17 protein-coding genes and 1 other RNA gene are annotated in these 19,206 nt (G+C 68.8%); 13 read left to right on the top strand and 5 right to left on the bottom strand.

Annotated features, from left to right (window positions below):
* Positions 1 to 6 precede the first annotated feature (6 nt).
* From ssrS to N7640_RS02365, 3 genes are all read right to left on the bottom strand, one after another.
* Positions 7 to 185: non-coding RNA, 6S RNA (gene ssrS, locus N7640_RS02375), on the bottom strand.
* 35 nt (positions 186 to 220) lie between these two features.
* Entirely contained in the window at positions 221 to 535 is a 315-nt protein-coding gene (locus N7640_RS02370) for a cell division protein ZapA (protein ID WP_220811342.1), read from the bottom strand.
* On the bottom strand, positions 532 to 741 hold the full coding sequence (locus tag N7640_RS02365) for a TIGR02449 family protein (RefSeq protein WP_220811343.1): 210 nt from the start codon (positions 739 to 741) through the stop codon (positions 532 to 534). Before N7640_RS02365 ends, N7640_RS02370 begins: the two co-directional genes overlap by 4 nt.
* A gap of 157 nt (positions 742 to 898) precedes the next feature.
* On the opposite strand from N7640_RS02365, the gene N7640_RS02360 reads away from it, so the two are divergent.
* From N7640_RS02360 to gcvP, 13 genes are all read left to right on the top strand, one after another.
* The gene (locus N7640_RS02360; protein WP_279901579.1) at positions 899 to 1,453 is read left to right on the top strand and encodes a YecA family protein; all 555 of its coding nucleotides are present in this window, start codon (positions 899 to 901) and stop codon (positions 1,451 to 1,453) included.
* 9 nt (positions 1,454 to 1,462) lie between these two features.
* Positions 1,463 to 2,794, top strand: coding sequence for a Xaa-Pro aminopeptidase (pepP, locus tag N7640_RS02355; RefSeq protein WP_220811345.1), 1,332 nt, complete (start codon positions 1,463 to 1,465; stop codon positions 2,792 to 2,794).
* Entirely contained in the window at positions 2,794 to 3,978 is a 1,185-nt protein-coding gene (gene ubiH / locus N7640_RS02350; protein ID WP_279901580.1) for a 2-octaprenyl-6-methoxyphenyl hydroxylase, read from the top strand. The genes pepP and ubiH overlap by 1 nt, the downstream gene beginning before the upstream one ends.
* Before the next feature lie 9 nt (positions 3,979 to 3,987).
* Positions 3,988 to 4,470: a DUF4442 domain-containing protein gene (locus tag N7640_RS02345; protein WP_279901581.1), complete on the top strand. Its 483-nt coding sequence runs from the start codon at positions 3,988 to 3,990 to the stop codon at positions 4,468 to 4,470.
* A 9-nt stretch (positions 4,471 to 4,479) separates the two neighbouring features.
* Positions 4,480 to 5,697 carry a 2-octaprenyl-3-methyl-6-methoxy-1,4-benzoquinol hydroxylase gene (locus N7640_RS02340; protein ID WP_279901582.1) on the top strand — a complete coding sequence of 406 codons (1,218 nt, stop codon included), beginning with the start codon at positions 4,480 to 4,482 and terminating at the stop codon, positions 5,695 to 5,697.
* A gap of 104 nt (positions 5,698 to 5,801) precedes the next feature.
* Positions 5,802 to 6,302, top strand: coding sequence for a sigma-70 family RNA polymerase sigma factor (locus N7640_RS02335; RefSeq protein ID WP_279901583.1), 501 nt, complete (start codon positions 5,802 to 5,804; stop codon positions 6,300 to 6,302).
* Positions 6,303 to 7,250, top strand: coding sequence for a FecR domain-containing protein (locus N7640_RS02330; RefSeq protein ID WP_279901584.1), 948 nt, complete (start codon positions 6,303 to 6,305; stop codon positions 7,248 to 7,250). It abuts the gene before it with no gap.
* A 103-nt stretch (positions 7,251 to 7,353) separates the two neighbouring features.
* Complete coding sequence (locus tag N7640_RS02325) at positions 7,354 to 9,801, top strand: TonB-dependent siderophore receptor (RefSeq protein WP_279901585.1); 2,448 nt, start codon at positions 7,354 to 7,356, stop codon at positions 9,799 to 9,801.
* Between the two features lie 242 nt (positions 9,802 to 10,043).
* Positions 10,044 to 11,039 carry an extracellular solute-binding protein gene (locus N7640_RS02320; RefSeq protein ID WP_279901586.1) on the top strand — a complete coding sequence of 332 codons (996 nt, stop codon included), beginning with the start codon at positions 10,044 to 10,046 and terminating at the stop codon, positions 11,037 to 11,039.
* Between the two features lie 124 nt (positions 11,040 to 11,163).
* Positions 11,164 to 12,783: an iron ABC transporter permease gene (locus N7640_RS02315; protein WP_279901587.1), complete on the top strand. Its 1,620-nt coding sequence runs from the start codon at positions 11,164 to 11,166 to the stop codon at positions 12,781 to 12,783.
* Positions 12,784 to 12,929: 146 nt separating this feature from the next.
* Positions 12,930 to 14,012, top strand: a complete 1,083-nt coding sequence (gene gcvT, locus N7640_RS02310; protein WP_220811355.1) for a glycine cleavage system aminomethyltransferase GcvT — start codon at positions 12,930 to 12,932, stop codon at positions 14,010 to 14,012.
* 87 nt (positions 14,013 to 14,099) lie between these two features.
* Positions 14,100 to 14,489 carry a glycine cleavage system protein GcvH gene (gene gcvH, locus N7640_RS02305; RefSeq protein WP_220811356.1) on the top strand — a complete coding sequence of 130 codons (390 nt, stop codon included), beginning with the start codon at positions 14,100 to 14,102 and terminating at the stop codon, positions 14,487 to 14,489.
* 91 nt (positions 14,490 to 14,580) lie between these two features.
* Positions 14,581 to 17,454: an aminomethyl-transferring glycine dehydrogenase gene (gene gcvP / locus N7640_RS02300; RefSeq protein WP_279901588.1), complete on the top strand. Its 2,874-nt coding sequence runs from the start codon at positions 14,581 to 14,583 to the stop codon at positions 17,452 to 17,454.
* A gap of 255 nt (positions 17,455 to 17,709) precedes the next feature.
* Here gcvP and N7640_RS02295 read toward each other — a convergent pair whose 3' ends face one another.
* Complete coding sequence (locus N7640_RS02295; protein WP_279901589.1) at positions 17,710 to 18,036, bottom strand: DUF2388 domain-containing protein; 327 nt, start codon at positions 18,034 to 18,036, stop codon at positions 17,710 to 17,712.
* A gap of 87 nt (positions 18,037 to 18,123) precedes the next feature.
* On the bottom strand, positions 18,124 to 19,188 hold the full coding sequence (locus N7640_RS02290; protein ID WP_279901591.1) for a GGDEF domain-containing protein: 1,065 nt from the start codon (positions 19,186 to 19,188) through the stop codon (positions 18,124 to 18,126).
* Positions 19,189 to 19,206 lie beyond the last annotated feature (18 nt).

The raw sequence follows: 19,206 nt of genomic DNA, 5'->3' as shown, positions 1-19,206 counted from the left end.
AATTCGGGACTCCCCGGTCGTGCCGCTGTCGGGTTAGCCCTTGAACCCGAAAGTTCAAGGTGGAGATTGCAGGAGGCGTTAAGGCTTTCCGTCAGGCGGACATGCACACCGGCCCCGCTGGCAACCCCCGTGGTTGTGCGTATCGGCTCAGGGACATCACCGACTGGCCAACACACCAGGGAGCTCGGGGGCGAGTATACCCCATTCGGGCGCGCTGCGATCAGAGCGCGTGGCCATCCGGATCGGCGGCGAGGGCGGAGTCGACGCGGCCGAGCAGGTCGCGCACCTGCTCGCGGGCGGCGCTGGCCTCCTGATCCAGGCGCTGCTGCTTGTGCAGCAGGTCGTGGGTGATGTTCAGCGCGGCCATGACCGCGATGCGGTCGGCGCCGATGACTTTGCCGCCGGAGCGGATCTCGCGCATCTTGCCGTCGAGATAGCGCGCGGCGCTCTCCAGGTTGGCGCGTTCGTCCGCCGGGCAGGCGATGCAGTATTCCTTGTCGAGGATATGCACGGTTACGGTTTTCGACTGGGTCATGAGTCCTGCTCCAGAGCTTTCAGGCGCGAAATCATCGCTTCGACCTTCTGCCGGGCCAATTCGTTCTTTTCGACCAGATGAGCGCGCTCTTCGCGCCAGCTCTTCTCCGCGGCGAGCAGGGAGCGATTCTGCGTCTTCAGCTGCTCAACACGCTGGATCAGCAGCTCCAGCTTGCCCGTGAGGGCTTGCAGTTCGGGGTTTTCCATCGTCTCCATACCTGGGCCGTGATCCCGGCACTATAAAGGATCGCGGGGAGGGGGCGGCAAGCGGCGTGCGGCAACGATGCGGTGGAAACCACAGCGCGCAGGCCCTACGATACGAAACCTTCATTCTAGAGATCGCGCGGTTCAGCGCCTGGTTGCCATGCCCACTTCGAATTCCCCCTACGCCGCCTTCGCCGCCCTGCTGGCGAGTTCCGGCAAAGCCGTTTCCCCCGCCGAACTGCACGGCCTGCTGCTGGGCCGCAGCTGCGCCGGCGCCGGCTTCGAGGCCGACGCCTGGCTGCAGGACGCCAGCGAGCTGCTCGGCGCCGAGCCGGCCGACAACGTGCGCCAGGCCCTGGTCGGCCTGCAGGAGATGGTCAAGGGCGAACTCGCCGGCAACGACATCACCCTGGTCCTGCTGCTGCCCGGCGACGACGAGCCGCTGGCCGAGCGCGCCAAGGCTCTGGGCCAGTGGTGCCAGGGCTTCCTCGACGGCTTCGGCATGATCCTCGGCAACGCCGCGCTGAGCGCCGAGGCCATGGAAGTGCTCCAAGACCTCTCCGCCATCGCCCAGATCCAGAGCGCGCTGGAGGAATCCGAGGACGGCGAGAGCGACTATATGGAAGTGATGGAATACCTGCGCGTCGCCCCGCTGCTGCTGTTCACCGAGTGCGGCAAGGCCGAAGCGCCCGCGCCCAAACCTTCCCTGCATTAAGGTCGAGCCATGGTCAGCATCCCCAGGTCGGAATACGCCCGTCGGCGCAAGGCGCTGATGGAGCAGATGGAACCCAACAGCATCGCCATCCTGCCGGCGGCGCCGGTGTACATCCGCAACCGCGACGTCGAGCACGTCTACCGCCAGGACAGCGATTTCCAGTACCTCACCGGCTTCCCCGAGCCGGAGGCGGTGATGGCCCTGATTCCCGGCCGCGAGCACGGCGAGTACGTGCTGTTCTGCCGCGAGCGCGACCCCGAGCGCGAGCTGTGGGACGGCCTGCGCGCCGGCCAGGATGGCGCCGTGGCCCAGTACGGCGCCGACGACGCCTTCCCCATCGGCGACATCGACGACATCCTGCCGGGCCTGATCGAGGGCCGCGAGCGGGTCTACTACGCGATCGGCACCAACCAGGAGTTCGATCACCGGTTGATGGAGTGGGTCAACGTGATCCGCTCCAAGGCGCGCCTCGGCGCGACGCCGCCCAACGAGTTCGTCGCGCTCAACCATCTGCTGCACGACATGCGCCTGTACAAGAGCGCGGCCGAGGTGAAGGTGATGAAGGCCGCCGCCGAGATCAGCTCGCGCGCCCACGTGCGGGCCATGCAGGCGAGCCGCCCCGGCCTCCACGAATACCACCTGGAAGCCGAGCTGGACTACGAGTTCCGCAAGGGCGGGGCGAAGATGCCGGCCTACGGCTCCATCGTCGCCGCCGGCAAGAACGCCTGCATCCTGCACTACCGCGAGAACGACGCGCCGCTGCGCGACGGCGACCTGGTGCTGATCGACGCCGGCTGCGAGATCGATTGCTACGCCAGCGACATCACCCGCACCTTCCCGGTTTCCGGCACCTTCTCGCCCGAGCAGAAGGCCATCTACGAGCTGGTGCTCAAGGCCAACGAGGAGGCGTTCAAGTACATCGCCCCCGGCAAGCACTGGAACGAGGCCCATGAAGCCACGGTGCGAGTGATCACCGCCGGCCTGGTGGAGCTCGGCCTGCTCGAGGGTGACGTCGAGCAGCTGATCGCGAGCGAAGCCTACAAGCCCTTCTACATGCACCGCGCCGGCCACTGGCTGGGCATGGACGTACACGATGTCGGCGACTACAAGGTCGGCGGCGAATGGCGAGTGCTCGAACCGGGCATGAGCATGACCGTGGAGCCGGGCATCTACATCGCCACCGACAACGACAAGGTGGCGAAGAAGTGGCGCGGCATCGGCGTGCGCATCGAGGACGACGTGGTGGTGACCCGGACCGGCTGCGAAGTGATCACCGGCGGCGTGCCCAAGACGGTCGCCGAGATCGAGGCGCTGATGGCCGCCGCGCACCAGGCCGCCTGATGGCCCGCGCGCAGCTCGTCATCGTCGGCGGCGGCCTGGTCGGCGCCAGCCTGGCCCTGGCGCTGCAGGCCGGGGCCAGGGCGCGCGGCTGGCGCATCGTGCTGGTCGAGCCGTTCGCCCCGGGCGACGCCTGGCAGCCGAGCTACGACGCCCGTTCCAGCGCCCTGTCCTACGGCAGCCGGCAGATATTCGAGCGCCTCGGCCTGTGGCCGGCGCTGGCCGAGCGGGCCGAGGCGATCACCCGTATCCAGGTCTCCGACCAGGGCCGCTTCGGCGCCACCCGCCTGTCCGCCGAGGACGAAGGCGTGCCGGCCCTCGGCTACGTGCTGGAGAACGCCTGGATGGGCCACTGCCTGTGGCGCGCCCTCGATCCCGGCGTGGTCGAGTGGCGCTGCCCGGCGGAAGTGACCCGCATGGAGGCGCTGGACGACGGCTACCGCCTGTTCCTCGACGACGACTCCAGCCTGGACTGCGACCTCGCCGTGCTGGCCGATGGCGGCCGTTCGGGCCTGCGCGAACAGCTCGGCATCGCCGTGCGCCACACCCCATACGACCAGTGCGCGCTGATCGCCAACGTCAGCACGGCCGACGCCCACGGCGGCCAGGCCTTCGAGCGCTTCACCGAGCAGGGGCCGCTGGCCCTGCTGCCGCTGGCGGACGATCGCTCCGCGCTGGTGTGGACCCGCCCGCCGGTGGACGCCGAGCGTCTGCAGCGTCTGCCCGAGCGCGCGTTCCTCGGCGAGCTGCAGCAGGTCTTCGGCTACCGCCTCGGCGCGCTGCGCCAGGTCGGCGCCCGCCACGTCTATCCGCTGGCGCTGGTCGAGGCCACCGAGCAGGTGCGCCCGCACCTGGTGGTGCTCGGCAACGCCGCCCACAGCCTGCACCCGGTAGCGGGGCAGGGCTTCAACCTGTCCCTGCGCGACGCCCAGGCGCTCGCCGACACGCTGCTGGAGAGCGAGGATGGCGTCGGCGAATTCGCGACGCTGCAGCGCTACCTGGAGCGCCAGCGCCAGGACCAGGCCCTGACCGTGGGCTTCTCCGATCGCGTCACGCGCCTGTTCGGCCGTGGCGAGTCGCTGCTGGTGGCCGGACGCACCCTGGGCCTGCTAGGCCTCGACCTGTTGCCGCCGGCCAAGCGCTGGTTCGCCCGCCAGGCCATGGGCCTGGGCACCCGCACCCTATGAGAAAGACCGATGACTGATCGTAAACTGGCGCGCCGCGCGCGCCTGCTGCGGCTTGGCCTGAACCTGTATCCGCCCTACCTGGGCGCGGGCATCCGCGTGCAGCGCATTTCCGCCGACTGCCGCGAGGCGCGGGTGAAGATGGCCTTGCGCTGGTACAACCGCAACTTCGTCGGCACCCAGTTCGGCGGCTCGCTGTACAGCATGATCGACCCCTTCTACATGCTGCTGCTGATGCCCCTGTTGGGCGACGACTATATCGTCTGGGACAAGGCCGCCAGCATCGACTTCGTCAGCCCGGGCAAGGGCCCGGTGTTCGCCGACTTCCGCATCGACGACGCACTCCTGGCGGAAATCCGCGACAAGACCGCCAGCGGAGACAAGTACCTGCCCGAGCTGCACGTGGAGATTCGCGACGGCGAAGGTACCCTGGTGGCTACCGCACACAAGACCCTGTACGTGCGCCTGAAGCCGCGTGCGCGGCAAGCGGCATAAGGAAGCGACATGCAAGCGGACCTGATCATCGTTGGCGCCGGCATGGTCGGCAGCGCACTGGCCCTGGCCCTGGAGCACAGCGGCCTGGAGATTCTGGTGGTCGATGGCGGGCCGCTCAGCGTGCGTCCCTTCGAGGCCGAAGGCGCCTTCGAGCCGCGGGTCAGTGCCCTGTCCGCGGCCAGCCAGCGCATCCTCGAACGCCTGGGTGTGTGGGACGGCATCGCCGCCCGGCGCGCCTCGCCCTACCGCGACATGCGCGTGTGGGACGGTTCCGGCACCGGCAGCGTGCATTTCTCCGCCGCCAGCGTGCATGCCGAGGTGCTCGGCCATATCGTCGAGAACCGGGTGGTGCAGGACGCCCTGCTCGATCGCCTGCACGACAGCGGCATCGGCCTGCTCGGCAGCGCGCGCCTGGAGCAGCTGCGCCGCTCCGGCGACGGCTGGCTGCTGACCCTGGCCGACGGCCGCGAGCTGCGCGCGCCGCTGCTGGTGGCCGCCGACGGCGCCAACTCGGCGGTGCGCCGCCTGGCCGGCTGCGCCACCCGCGAGTGGGACTACCTGCACCACGCCATCGTTACCAGCGTGCGCTGCGAGCGGCCGCACCAGGCCACCGCCTGGCAGCGCTTCACCGACGACGGCCCGCTGGCTTTCCTGCCGCTCGACCGCCAGGGCGACGCGCACTGGTGCTCGATCGTCTGGTCCACCGTGCCGGAGCAGGCCGAGCGCCTGATGGCGCTGGACGACGCGGCCTTCCGCCACGAGTTGGGCAAGGCCTTCGAGTGGAGCCTGGGGCCGGTCGTCGCGGCCGATCCCCGGCTGTGCATCCCGCTGCGCCAGCGCCACGCCAAGCGCTACGTGGAAAGCGGCCTGGCGCTGATCGGCGACGCCGCCCACAGCATCCACCCGCTGGCCGGCCAGGGCGTCAACCTCGGCTTCCTCGACGCCGCGGTGCTGGCCGAGGTGCTGCTGCACGCGCTGGAGCGCGGCGAACAGCCGAACGATGTGCGCGTGCTGAGCCGCTACGAGCGCCGGCGCATGCCGCACAACCTGGCGATGATGGCGGCGATGGAGGGCTTCGAGCGGCTGTTCCAGGCCGATCCGCTGCCGATCCGCTGGCTGCGCAACAGCGGCCTGAACTGGGTCGACGAGCTGCCGGACGCCAAGGCCCTGTTCGTCCGCCGCGCCCTCGGCCTGGCCGGCGACCTGCCGGTGCTGGCGCGGGTATAGCGCTCCGGCCCGAGGGTTTGCCAGAAACCGGTGGCATGAGTGGCTTGCCAGCAGCCGGTCTCACCCGGACAATGCGATGAATTATCATTTGTAACTTCATCGCCATGTCCTGCTCCGACTCTCGTTCCCTGCATGCGCTCTACAGCGAGCATAACGGCTGGCTGAAGGGCTGGTTGCGTGCCCGCCTGGGCAATGCCAGCGATGCGGCCGACCTGGCCCAGGACACCTTCGTCCGGGTGCTCGCCGCGCGCAACGTCGAGGCCATCCGCGAGCCACGCACCTACCTCAGCGCCATCGCCCGCGCGCTGATGATCGACAAGTTCCGCCGCCAGGCCATCGAGCAGGCCTATCTGGACGCGCTGGCGCTGCGCCCCGAGCCGCTGGACATTGCCCCGGAAACCCGCCTGCTGATCCTGGAAACCCTGACCGCCGTCGATGTCATGCTCGACGGCCTGGGCGAGCGCACCCGGCGCATCTTCCTCGCCGTGCAGCTCGAAGGGCTGAGCTACGTGGCCACGGGCGAGCGTCTCGGCGTGTCGGTGACCACGGTGAAGAAGCACATGATCCGCGCCATGACCCAGTGCCTGTTGCTGGTGGACGATTGAATGGCCGCCAGCCTGGATCGCAAGACCCTCGAAGCCGCCGCCACCTGGTACGTGCAGCTCAACGCCGCGCCGCCCAGCGAGGCCGAGCGTCAGGCCTGGCGTGACTGGCTGGGCGAGAGCGCGGCCAATGCCCAGGCCTGGGCGCGGGTGGAAAAGCTCCAGCGGCAACTGGGTGCCCTGCCGCAGGAGGTGGCCTTGCCGACCCTGGCCGGGGTGCGTGCCCGACGCCGCGCCGTGCTCAAGACCCTGGGCGTCCTGCTGGCGGTGGGCGCCACCGGCTGGACGGCCGGCGAGCTGGCGCCGACCGCGGCCTGGCTGGCCCGGCACCGTACCGCCAAGGGCCAGCGTCGCCGCCTGCGCCTGGAAGACGGCAGCCGGCTCGACCTGAATACCGACAGCGCGGTGGATGTCGCCTACGACGACACCCTGCGCCGGGTGTACCTGCGCCGCGGCGAGATATTCATCGAGACCGCCGTCGACCCGGCGGGCCGTCCCTTCGTGGTCCATACGGAGGAGGGCAGCGTGCGCGCTCTCGGGACGCGCTTCAGCGTGCGCAGCGAAGCGGGGCGCAGCGAGGTCCGGGTGATGCAGCATGCGGTCGAGCTGCGGCCCGTGCAGCAGCCGTCCTCGGTATTGCGTGTGGAAGCCGGCCAGCAGGCCGACTTCGACGGCCAGCGCCTCGGTTCGCCCCGGGAACTGGTCGCCGGCAGCGGCGCCTGGACCGAGGGCATGCTGACGGTCATCGAATGGCGCCTGGCGGATTTCCTGGCCGAGCTGGAGCGCTACCGACCCGGCTATGTGCGCTGCGCCGAGACGGTCGCCGACCTGCGCCTGTCCGGCGCCTTCCGCCTCGATGACACCGACCTGATCCTGGAAAACCTCGGTGCCTCGCTTCCGATTCGCGTGCGGTACCTGACGCGTTACTGGGTGCGGGTCGAGCCGGCCTGAAAATAATTCAGTCACTGGGTTGCCGATTTTCATTCTCATCCGGCCAAGCAATGAAGCGGTGAACGCTGCCGCACTTCTGCCATGCCAACCGAAGGAAAATTGCATGACCCGTCTTTCTCCGCGAGCGGCCAGGCCGCTGGCCCATGCCCTCCACCTGGCGCTGTTCGGCCTGACCGCCGCACCGTTCGCGCTGTTGCCAGGCCAGGTCGCCGCCCAGACCGGAATGGCCCAGACCGAAGCGGCTACCTACAACATTGCCGCCGGCCCGCTGGGCACGGCCCTGAGCCAGTTCGCCACCGCCGCCGGCGTGACCCTGTCGTTCGCCGCCGAACAGACCCAGGGTCGCAGCTCGCCAGGCTTGCAGGGCGCCTATTCGGTGGACGAGGGGCTGAGCCGGCTGCTCGCAGGCAGCGGCCTGCTGGCGCAGCGCCAGGGCAACGGCGGGTATGTACTGGTGCCGGCCCCCGTGGCCGGGGATGCGGCGCTGGAGCTGTCGGCCCTGAGCATCTCCGGCAAGGCGCCGGGTTCGACCACCGAGGGCTCCGGCTCCTACACCACGGACTCCTCCAGCAGTTCCACACGCCTGAACCTGTCGCCCAGGGAGACGCCGCAGTCGGTCACCGTCCTGACCCGGCAACGCATGGAAGACCAGAGGCTCGACAGCCTGACCGATGCCCTCGACGCCACCACCGGCATCACGGTGATTCGCGAGAGCCTGGGGGCGGACAGTACCACCTACCTGTCGCGCGGCTTCCCGATCAGAAACTTCGAGATCGACGGCGTGCCCACGTCGGCAAGCATGGACAACTACACCCAGAACACTGCGATGTACGACCGGGTGGAAGTGGTGCGTGGCGCCACCGGGCTGATCAGTGGCCTGGGCAACCCCTCGGCGACCATCAACCTGATCCGCAAGCGGCCCGGCACCGATCCGCAGGTCATCCTCAGCGCCGAAGCGGGCAGCTGGGACCGCTACGGGCTGGGCGTGGACGTCGGTGGCGCGCTGAACGACAGTGGTACCGTGCGTGCCCGCTTCGTCGCCGAGCACAAGGACGAGCATGCCTGGATCGACCGCTTCAGCCAGGAGCTGACGACCCTCTATGGCATCACCGAGCTGGACCTGACGGACGCGACCCTGCTGACCCTGGGCTTCAGCCACCAGATCACCCACAGTAACGCGCCGATGCGTACCGGCTTTCCGCTGTTCACCACCGACGGTGGCATGACCGATATCAAGCGCTCCTTCAATACCTCGCCCGACTGGAGCTACTACGATCGCCAGCAGAGCACGCTGTTCACCTCCGTCGAGCAGCATTTCGCCAATGGCTGGAGCGGCAAGCTGGAGTACAGCCACGCGCGCAATGACTACGACACCGTGGTCAGCTACATGGACGGTGAAATCGATCCCGCCACCGGCGGCGGCGCCTATATCATGCCGACCCGCTGGCAGGCGACGCCCGAGCAGGACAACCTCGATGCCTATCTGACCGGCTCGTTCCCGCTGTTCGGTCGCGAGCACGAACTGATCGGCGGCGTCACCCTGTCGCGCGTCGAGGAGCGCGGCACCTCGAACTTCGGCGGCTGGAAGCGGGCAAGCTCGGGCTACGAGGGCGATATCCCGAACATCTACGACTGGGATGGCAAGGCGCCCAAGCCGCACTTCGACAAGATCGGTGAGAACGACGTGACCGAGAGCCAGTATGCCGGCTACCTCACCTCGCGCTGGCGCCTGACCGATGCCGCCAGCCTGATTCTCGGCGCCCGCGTGGTGGACTGGAACCGCGAGAGCAAGAACCGGCTCTACGCCGGCACCCGCAGCAAGACCGAACGCACCGAGAGCGGGATCGTCATCCCCTATGCCGGCTTCACCTACGACCTGACCGACATCTGGACCGCCTACGCCAGCTACACCCAGATCTTCAACCCGCAGTCGGCCAGTGTGCGCGACGTCAACGGCTCGCCGCTCGACCCGCTGGAGGGCACCGGCTATGAAGTGGGCCTGAAGGCCGGCTTCTACGACGGGCGCCTGAACACCAGTCTGGCGCTGTTCCGGGTCGAGCAGGACAACCTGGCGGTGGCCGACGGCAAGAGGCTACAACCCAACGGCTTCCAGGCCTACAGGGCCGAGAGCGGCACCACCAGCGAAGGGGTGGAGCTGGAAGTCACCGGCGAACTCGGGGACGGCTGGCAGTTCACCGGCGGCTACTCCTACAGCGTCAGCTTCAACGATGCCGACCGGCGCATCGTCACTGAGATCCCGCGCAACAGCGTCAAGCTGTTCACCACCTACCGCCTGCCCGGCGCGCTGGACAAGTTCACCGTCGGTGGCGGGCTGAACTGGCAAAGCGAGGCCGGCTACGACCTCTACTACGCCACCACCCAGAGCAGCTACGCCCTGGCCAGCCTGATGGCCAGGTACCAGATCACGCCGGCGCTGTCGGCGACGCTGAACGTCAACAACCTGTTCGACAAGGAGTACTACACCACCACGGCGGCAGGTCTGTATGGCGCGCCCCGCAACTTCATGACGACGCTGCGCTACGCCTACTGAGGCGCAGCGTTTTCGAGGCGTCTGGAAACCCGTCGCAACGGGCCGGTCCTGCCCGTTGTGCAGGCGAGGCATATCCCGCTCCGACTGCGCGGGTGTGGCAGTCCGGGGCGTCAGCCTGATGTCTGTACGGAGCATCGGGCGCACGCTGCGCACCCCGAAACACTTCGACATACACACCATGCTCATTCGCAACTGAGGTTTACTATCATTTGCGCCTTTCTGGACCTTACAGGGACTGCATGATGCGCACAGGCAAACCTCTTCTCGCGGCGCTGCTGCTTGCCGCCACCACCGCCCAGGCCGCCGACGAAGTAGTGGTCTACTCCTCGCGGATCGACGAGCTGATCAAGCCGGTGTTCGACGCCTACACCGCCAAGACCGGGGTCAAGGTCAAGTTCATCACCGACAAGGAAGCGCCGCTGATGCAGCGCATCAAGGCCGAGGGCGAGAACGGCGTGGCCGACCTGCTGATCACGGTGGACGCCGGCAACCTGTGGCAGGCCGAGCAGATGGGCATCCTGCAGCCCTTCACCTCGTCGGTGATCGACGCCAACATCCCCGCCCAGTACCGCTCCAGCAACCACGCCTGGACCGGCCTGTCGCTGCGCGCGCGCACCATCGTCTATTCCCCCGAGCGGGTGAAGCCGGGCGAGCTGACCACCTACGAGGCGCTGGCGGGCCCGGAGTGGGAAGGCCGCCTCTGCCTGCGCACCAGCAAGAAGGTCTACAACCAGTCGCTCACCGGCACCCTGATCGAGACCCACGGCGCCGAGAAGGCCGAGCAGATCGTCCGCGGCTGGGTCAACAACCTGGCCACCGACGTGTTCGCCGACGACAACTCGGTGGTCCAGGCGGTGGATGCGGGCCAGTGCGACGTCGGCATCGTCAACACCTACTATTACGGCCGCCTGCACAAGGCCAACCCGCAGCTGCGCGCCAAGCTGTTCTGGCCGAACCAGGAAGACCGTGGCGTGCACGTCAACCTGTCCGGCATCGGCCTGACCAAGCATGCGCCGCACCCCGAGGCGGCGAAGAAGCTGGTCGAGTGGATGACCACGCCGGAGGCCCAGGGCCTGTTCGCCGAGATCAACCAGGAGTTCCCGGCCAACCCGGCGGTCAAGCCGTCCGCCGAAGTGGCCGCCTGGGGCGAGTTCAAGGCCGACTCCATCCCGGTGGAAGTGGCCGGCAAGCGCCAGGCCGAGGCGATCAAGCTGATGGACCGGGTCGGCTGGAACTGATCCGCCTCGCGGTGAGGCGATGATCCGCCAGCGACCTCCGGTCGCCGGGCCATCGCCCCTTCGCCCGTTATACTCGACGCCCCGGCCCGCCGGGGCGTTTCGCATCCACCGCCTAGGAGTCCGCGTGGCCCATCCCGCCCAACGCCGCTGGTACCCCATCGCCTTCGCCATCGCTTCCCTGGTGCTGCTGCCGCTGTCGGTGCTGGTGCTGTCCTGGCACGAGGTCGACGGCGAGATCTGGCGCCACCTGTGGGATACCCAGATGCCGCGCCTGCTGGGCAACACGCTGATCCTGGTGCTGGGCGTCGGCGTCGGAGTGACCGTGCTCGGCGTCAGCCTGGCCTGGCTCACCAGCCTCTGCGAGTTCCCCGGCCGGCGCTGGCTGGACTGGGCGCTGATGCTGCCCTTCGCCATCCCGGCCTACGTGCTGGGCTTCGTCTTCATCGGCCTGTTCGACTTCTCGGGCCCGGTGCAGAGCCTGCTGCGCGAGTGGTTCGGCACGGGTATCCGCTTCCCCCGGGTGCGCTCGACCGGCGGCGTGATCGCGGTGCTGGTGCTGGTCTTCTACCCCTATGTCTACCTGCTCGCGCGCAGCGCCTTCCTCGCCCAGGGCAGGGGGTTGATGGAGGCCGCCCGGGGGCTCGGCCAGTCGCCGTGGCAGGCGTTCTGGCGGGTGGCCCTGCCGATGGCCTGGCCGGCGATCGGCGCGGGCCTCGCCCTGGCGATCATGGAGACCCTGGCCGACTTCGGCGCGGTGGCGGTGTTCAACTTCGACACCTTCACCACCGCCATCTACAAGACCTGGTACGGCTTCTACAGCCTGTCCGGCGCCACCCAGCTGGCCAGCTTGCTGCTGCTGGCGGTGATGCTGGTGCTGTACGGCGAGCGCCGCGCCCGGGGCGTCAGCCGGCCAGCCAGCGAACGGCCGCGCGGCCAGGCCCTGTACGTGCTGCGTGGCTGGAAGGCGGTCGCCGCCAGCGCCTGGTGCGGCCTGGTGTTCGCCTGCGCCTTCGTGGTGCCGCTGCTGCAGTTGCTGGCCTGGTTCTGGCAGCGCGGCCGCTTCGACCTGGACGAGCGCTACGCCGGGCTGATCCTGCACACCCTGTCGCTCGGCGGCCTGGCGGCGCTGATCACCGTGGCGGTGGCCCTGCTGCTGGCGTTCGCCCGGCGCCAGGCGCCGACCCGGCCGGTGCGCGGCGCGATCAGCCTGGCCAACCTCGGCTACGCGCTGCCCGGCTCGGTGCTGGCGGTCGCCATCATGCTGGCCTTCAGCTTCCTCGACCGGGAGCTGGTGATCCCGCTGTCCGCCTGGTTCGGCGGCGCCGGCAAGCCGCTGCTGCTGGGCAGCCTCGCGGCGCTGCTGCTGGCCTACCTGATCCGCTTCATGGCGGTGGCCTACGGCCCGCTGGAAAGCAGCCTGGCGCGCATCCGCCCGTCGCTGCCCCAGGCCGCCCGCAGCCTCGGCGTCGGCGGGCCGGTACTGTTCTTCCGCGTCTACCTGCCGTTGTTGGTGCCGGGCGCGCTCTCGGCGGCGCTGCTGGTGTTCGTCGACGTACTCAAGGAAATGCCGGCGACCCTGCTGATGCGCCCCTTTGGCTGGGACACGCTTTCCGTGCGCATCTTCGAGATGACCAGCGAGGGCGAATGGGCCCGCGCCGCGCTGCCGGCCCTGACCCTGGTGCTGGTCGGCCTGCTGCCGGTGATCGGCTTGATCCGCCGCTCGGCGCGGCAGCCGGGGCACTAGCGTTCGGCGAATCCGGTCACGCAGCGACTGTCCGGTCGGCTATCGAGGTGACCGGGGGCCGCGTCGGGGCTACAATGCGCGCCTGCTGAAGCAGCCGTCCATGAGCCCGTGCCTACCAGGGCAGGGCCCGCATCAAGGAGTTATCCATGGGACAGCGTACACCCCTGTATGAACAGCATCTGGCGCTGGGCGCCAAGATGGTCGACTTCGGTGGCTGGGACATGCCGCTGCACTACGGCTCCCAGGTCGAGGAACACCACCAGGTCCGGCGCGACTGCGGCGTGTTCGATGTCTCCCACATGACGGTCGTCGACATCACCGGGCCGCAGGCCAAGGCCTGGCTGCAACACCTGCTGGCCAACGACGTGGAGCGCCTGAAGACGCCGGGCAAGGCCCTCTACAGCGGCATGCTCAACGAGCGTGGCGGGGTGGTCGACGACCTGATCGTCTACCTCACCGACTGGGGCTACCGCATGGTGGTCAACGCCGCCACCCGCGACAAGGACATGGCCTGGATGCAGGCCCGCACCGCCGGCTTCGAGGTGACCCTGACCGAGCGCCCGGAACTGGCCATGCTCGCCATCCAGGGCCCCAGCGCCCGGGCCAAGACCGCCGAACTGGTCAGTGCCGCGCGCGCCGCGATCATCCACGAACTCAAGCCGTTCCAGGGCCTGCCCGAAGGCGACTGGTTCATCGCCCGTACCGGCTACACCGGCGAGGACGGCCTGGAGATCATGCTGCCGGCGGCCGAGGCCCCGGGCTTCCTCAGCGAGCTGGTCGGTGCCGGCATCGCCCCGATCGGCCTGGGCGCCCGCGACACCCTGCGCCTGGAGGCCGGCATGAACCTGTACGGCCAGGACATGGACGAGGACACCTCGCCGCTGGCCGCCAACATGGCCTGGACCATCGCCTGGGAGCCAGCCGAGCGCCGCTTCGTCGGTCGCAGCGCCCTGGAGAGCCAGCGCGCCGCCGGCGACCAACCCAAGCTGGTCGGCCTGGTGCTGGAGGAGCGCGGCGTGCTGCGCGCCCACCAGGTAGTGCGGGTGGACGGCGTGGGCGAGGGCGAGATCACCAGTGGCAGCTTCTCGCCGACCCTCAACAAATCCATCGCCCTGGCCCGCGTGCCGGCCGCCACCGGCGACCGCGCCGAGGTGGAAATCCGCGGCAAGTGGTATCCGGTACGGGTTGTGCAACCGAACTTCGTGCGCAATGGCAAGGCCGTGATCTGATTCCAGTGGCGCGGGGCGGCAGCCTCCGCGCCAACTGCTAAATTTTCCGGGCGGACGTTCCGCCCACCGATTCCGAGGATAACGACAATGAGCAACATCCCCGCCGATCTGCGTTACGTCGCCAGCCACGAGTGGATTCGCCTGGAGGCCGACGGTTCGGTCACCGTGGGCATCACCGACCACGCCCAGGAAGCCCTGGGCGACGTCGTCTACGTCGAGCTGCCGGAAGTCGGCAAGCAGCTGAGCGCCGGCCAGGAAGCCGGGGTGGTCGAGTCGGTGAAGGCCGCCTCCGACATCTACGCGCCGATCTCCGGCGAAGTGCTGGCGGTCAACGAGTCGCTGGCCGACGCGCCCGAGCAGGTCAACGGCGAGCCCTACGAGGCCTGGTTCTTCAAGCTCCAGCCGAGCGACGCGGCCGAACTGGAAGGCCTGCTCGACGCGGCCGGCTACCAGGCCGTGTGCTCCGCCGACGCCTGAGGCCGATGACCGCGCGCAGCGCGGTCCGCACCGATTCCCGTTGCCGAGCCTCGATCCGTCGGGGCTCTGTCATTTTTCGAGAGCTTCCGCCATGTCCACGCCCCGTCTCGACCAGCTGCAACAGCCCGACGCTTTCCTCCGCCGCCACCTCGGCCCCGACGCCCGCGAGGAGCAGGCCATGCTCGATGCCCTCGGGCTGGGCAGCCGCGACGAGCTGATCGTGCAGACCGTGCCGCCGGCCATCCGCCTCAACCGCCCGCTGGACCTGCCGGCGGCGCTGGACGAGCAGGGCGCCCTGGCCAAGCTCAAGGGCTACGCCGAGCAGAACCAGCTGTGGACCAGCCTGATCGGCATGGGCTACCACGGCACCATCACCCCCACGGTGATCCTGCGCAACCTGCTGGAGAACCCGGGCTGGTACACCGCCTACACCCCCTACCAGCCGGAGATCGCCCAGGGTCGCCTGGAGTCGCTGCTCAACTTCCAGCAGCTGACCATCGACCTGACCGGCCTGGACCTGGCCAGCGCCTCCCTGCTCGACGAGGCCACCGCCGCCGGCGAGGCCATGGCCCTGGCCAAGCGTGTGGCGAAGAGCAAGAGCAACCTGTTCTTCGTCGACGAGAACTGCCACCCGCAGACCATCTCGGTGGTGCAGACCCGCGCCGAAGGCTTCGGCTTCGAGGTCAGGGTCGGCGCGCTGGACGAGCTGACCGGGCTGGAAGTGTTCGGCGCCCTGCTGCAGTACCCGGACACCCATGGCGAAATCCGCGACATCCGCCCGCTGATCGACCAGCTGCACGCGCAGAACGCCCTGGCCTGCGTGGCCGCCGACCTGCTCAGCCTGCTGCTGCTGACCCCGCCCGGCGAATTCGGCGCCGACGTGGTGTTCGGCTCGGCCCAGCGCTTCGGCGTGCCGATGGGCTACGGCGGCCCGCACGCAGCCTTCTTCGCCACTCGCGACGCCTTCAAGCGCGCCATGCCCGGGCGGATCATCGGCGTGTCCAAGGACGCCCGCGGCAACACCGCGCTGCGCATGGCCCTGCAGACCCGCGAGCAGCACATCCGCCGCGAGAAGGCCAACTCCAACATCTGCACCTCGCAGGTGCTGCTGGCCAACATGGCCAGCTGCTACGCCGTCTACCACGGCCCCGAGGGCCTCAAGCGCATCGCCCAGCGCGTGCACCGGCTGACCGCCGTGCTGGCCGCCGGCCTGGAGCAGAAGGGCCTGCAGCGCGACAACCTGTTCTTCTTCGACACCCTGACCCTGGATGTCGGCGGCATGCAGACCGCGATCATCGAGTCGGCCAAGGCCGCGCGCATCAACCTGCGCATCCTCGGCCGCGGCAAGCTGGGCGTCAGCCTGGACGAGACCTGCTCGGAGCAGACCGTCGAGCAACTGCTGAGCATCTTCCTCGGCGCCGACCACGGCCTGTCCGTCGCCGAACTGGATGCGGGCTACCTGCCGGAAGGCATCCCGGCCGCGCTGCAACGCACCTCCGGCTACCTGAGCCACCCGGTGTTCAACAGCCACCACAGCGAAACCGACATGCTGCGCTACCTCAAGCGCCTGGAGAACAAGGACCTGGCCCTGAACCAGGCCATGATCCCGCTCGGTTCCTGCACCATGAAGCTGAACGCCACCAGCGAGATGATCCCGGTGACCTGGCCGGAATTCGGCGCGCTGCACCCCTTCGTGCCGCGCGAGCAGGCCACCGGCTACCAGCTGATGATCGACGAGCTGGAGGCCTGGCTGCGCGCCATCACCGGCTTCGACGCCATCTGCATGCAGCCCAACTCCGGCGCCCAGGGCGAGTACGCGGGCCTGCTGGCGATCCGCAAGTACCACGAGAGCCGCGGTGAAGGGCACCGCGACATCTGCCTGATCCCGGCCTCGGCCCACGGCACCAACCCGGCCTCGGCGCAGATGCTCGCCATGCGCGTGGTGGTGGTGGAGTGCGACGCCGCCGGCAACGTCGACCTGGACGACCTCAAGGCCAAGGCCGGCGAGGCGGGCGACAAGCTGTCCTGCCTGATGATCACCTACCCGTCCACCCACGGCGTGTACGAGGAAGGCATCCGCGAGATCTGCGAGGTCGTCCACGGCTTCGGCGGCCAGGTCTACATGGACGGCGCCAACCTCAACGCCCAGGTCGGCCTGGCGCGCCCGGCCGACATCGGCGCGGACGTGTCGCACATGAACCTGCACAAGACCTTCTGCATCCCCCACGGAGGCGGCGGCCCGGGCATGGGCCCGATCGGCGTGCGCGCGCACCTGGCGCCCTTCGTCGCCAACCACCCGGTGGTCGAGCTGCAGGGGCCGAACCCGCAGAACACCGCGGTCAGCGCCGCGCCCTGGGGCAGCGCCAGCATCCTGCCGATCAGCTGGATGTACATCGCCATGATGGGTCCGCAGCTGGCCAGCGCCACCGAAGTGGCGATCCTCAACGCCAACTACCTGGCCAGCCAGCTCAAGGGCGCCTTCCCGGTGCTCTACAGCGGCCGCAACGAGCGCGTGGCCCACGAATGCATCCTCGACCTGCGCCCGCTCAAGGCGGAGACCGGCATCAGCGAGGAAGACGTGGCCAAGCGCCTGATGGACTACGGCTTCCACGCCCCGACCATGAGCTTCCCGGTTCCGGGCACGCTGATGATCGAGCCGACCGAGAGCGAGTCGAAGGAAGAGCTGGATCGCTTCATCGAGGCGATGCTGAGCATCCGTGCCGAGATCGCCAAGGTCGGCAGCGGCGAGTGGCCGGAGGACAACAACCCGCTGAAGAACGCGCCGCACACCCTGGCCGACGTCACCGGCGTGTGGGAGCGGCCGTACAGCATCGCCGAGGCGGTGACCCCGTCCGTCCACACCCTGGCGCACAAGTACTGGCCGGCGGTGAACCGGGTGGACAACGTCTACGGCGACCGCAATCTGTTCTGCGCCTGCGTGCCGATGGACGACTACCGCGAGTGATGCCGTGCGGGTGAAACCCGCGATCCGGCACCGGTGCGGGTTTCACCCGCCCTACGGCGACGTCGACGCCCCTGCATTCCGCGAGGAGTGTAGGGGCGTTTTTCTTAGGCTATGTGCCTGTTACGTGGCGCAGTCCTGATGTTGTGGGAGCGGCTGGGCGGCATTCCGATCAGCCGCGAAGTTCGCGGATAAATCCGCTCCCACAAGGTATGCAGCATTCAACGGGGGCATGGCCTTTTCGTAGAGGGCGACGAATCAGCGCGTGGCTGCGTGGCCCGTCGGCTGCACCAGCAGTGCCTGGGCCAGCTCTTCGTCGCTGGCCTGCAGGTGCGGATGGTCGGCGCGCGCCCGCTGCAGCGCCGCTTCCAGGTGGGCGCCGCGGATCTGGCCGCCGCTGGCAATGAAGGCGCTGGCGTCGTCGCGCGCCGCGATCACCTCCTTGTTGTCCTTGAAGGTCAGGTAGGTGGAGGCGGTGGTGGCGCCGGAGGAAATGACGTCGCGCCAGAAGCCTCCGTCGGCCATGGCCGGGCCGAAGGGGAGGGCGATCAGGGCGAGGGTCGCGAGGGTTTGGCGGGTGCGCATGCTGGCTGCTCCTTTGGCGGCGAGTCCTGAGAGCTCTGAACCTGTGGTTTTGCCGGGAGTTCCACCTTTCGAACGAGGTGGCAGGTTTCAGGATAGCTCGGCCTGCGTCTCGCCAACGACCCGGTTGCGACCGGACTGCTTGCCCTGGTACAGGCGCCAGTCGGCGCAGCGGTACAGCTCGTCCGGCGTATGGCCGTCGCGGGGCCATTCGGCGAGGCCGAAGGTGGCGGCCAGTTCGATGGTCTGCCCGGCGTATTCCAGGGGCTGCTCGCAGATCAGCTGGCGCAGCGACTCCAGCAGCGGCAGCGCGCCGGCGGCGTCGGTGTTGCGCAGCAGCAGGCCGAACTCCTCGCCGCCGAGCCGGCCGAGGTTATCGGTGGTGCGCAGGCGCCGGTAGAGCAGGTCGCAGATGTGGCGCAGGGCGTGGTCGCCGGCGTCGTGGCCGTAGCGGTCGTTGACGCTCTTGAAGTGGTCGATGTCGAGCAGCGCCAGGACCACTGGGCTCTGGCTGCGGCCGGCATCCTTCAGCGCCCGGCGCAGCTCCTGCTTGAAGTGGCCGCGGCTGTCGGCGCCGGTCAGCTGGTCAGTCTGCGCCTGGTGCTGCAGCTCGGCGAAGGCCGCGGCGCGGCGGGTCTCGTAGAGATGGACGAAGACCACGATCAGGGCGCCGCAGAGAATGGCGTTGCCGGCGTCGATCCAGGCCAGCGCGGACTGCGGCAGCGGGTACCTCAGGTAGTAGAGCACCAGGGCCAGCAGCATGAACGGCAGCGCCAGGCGCATGCCCCGCCGCTTGCCGAGCATCAGGTAGGACAGCACCGGGATCAGGTAGACCCAGACGAAGGCGGTGGACGAAGCCTGGGGCATCAGGCTGATGTAGAGGATGAAGGCGAAGGTCGGCAGCAGGTAGAGGTAGATCCACAGTTCCAGGCGCCGGGCGCCATGGATGCCGCGGCCGGCCGCCAGCAGAGTGATGCAGGCGATCACCTCGAGGCTGGCGAACAGCACGTTGCCGGAGCCGAACTGCAGCACCGAGAACGCCCCGATGCTGAGGGCGGTGGCGTTGAAGATCAGGCGCAGCAGCGAGCGCCGGTCGCTGTCCTCCAGCCCGGTATGGCTGCTCTCCCTCGGTGGTCGCGGTTGCCGCTCTTGCATGCCCGGCGTTCTCATGTG

The organism is Pseudomonas sp. GD04015 (genome assembly GCF_029837675.1).
GTDB classification, from domain to species: domain Bacteria; phylum Pseudomonadota; class Gammaproteobacteria; order Pseudomonadales; family Pseudomonadaceae; genus Aquipseudomonas; species Aquipseudomonas paralcaligenes.
This window is presented reverse-complemented; position numbering and strand designations above follow the sequence as displayed.

Coding starts and splice junctions, on each gene's coding strand:
- N7640_RS02370 (WP_220811342.1), bottom strand. CDS start 535: ATGACCCAGTCGAAAACCGTAACCGTGCATATCCTCGACAAGGAATAC.
- N7640_RS02365 (WP_220811343.1), bottom strand. CDS start 741: ATGGAAAACCCCGAACTGCAAGCCCTCACGGGCAAGCTGGAGCTGCTG.
- N7640_RS02360 (WP_279901579.1), top strand. CDS start 899: ATGCCCACTTCGAATTCCCCCTACGCCGCCTTCGCCGCCCTGCTGGCG.
- pepP (WP_220811345.1), top strand. CDS start 1,463: ATGGTCAGCATCCCCAGGTCGGAATACGCCCGTCGGCGCAAGGCGCTG.
- ubiH (WP_279901580.1), top strand. CDS start 2,794: ATGGCCCGCGCGCAGCTCGTCATCGTCGGCGGCGGCCTGGTCGGCGCC.
- N7640_RS02345 (WP_279901581.1), top strand. CDS start 3,988: ATGACTGATCGTAAACTGGCGCGCCGCGCGCGCCTGCTGCGGCTTGGC.
- N7640_RS02340 (WP_279901582.1), top strand. CDS start 4,480: ATGCAAGCGGACCTGATCATCGTTGGCGCCGGCATGGTCGGCAGCGCA.
- N7640_RS02335 (WP_279901583.1), top strand. CDS start 5,802: ATGTCCTGCTCCGACTCTCGTTCCCTGCATGCGCTCTACAGCGAGCAT.
- N7640_RS02330 (WP_279901584.1), top strand. CDS start 6,303: ATGGCCGCCAGCCTGGATCGCAAGACCCTCGAAGCCGCCGCCACCTGG.
- N7640_RS02325 (WP_279901585.1), top strand. CDS start 7,354: ATGACCCGTCTTTCTCCGCGAGCGGCCAGGCCGCTGGCCCATGCCCTC.
- N7640_RS02320 (WP_279901586.1), top strand. CDS start 10,044: ATGCGCACAGGCAAACCTCTTCTCGCGGCGCTGCTGCTTGCCGCCACC.
- gcvT (WP_220811355.1), top strand. CDS start 12,930: ATGGGACAGCGTACACCCCTGTATGAACAGCATCTGGCGCTGGGCGCC.
- gcvH (WP_220811356.1), top strand. CDS start 14,100: ATGAGCAACATCCCCGCCGATCTGCGTTACGTCGCCAGCCACGAGTGG.
- gcvP (WP_279901588.1), top strand. CDS start 14,581: ATGTCCACGCCCCGTCTCGACCAGCTGCAACAGCCCGACGCTTTCCTC.
- N7640_RS02295 (WP_279901589.1), bottom strand. CDS start 18,036: ATGCGCACCCGCCAAACCCTCGCGACCCTCGCCCTGATCGCCCTCCCC.
- N7640_RS02290 (WP_279901591.1), bottom strand. CDS start 19,188: ATGCAAGAGCGGCAACCGCGACCACCGAGGGAGAGCAGCCATACCGGG.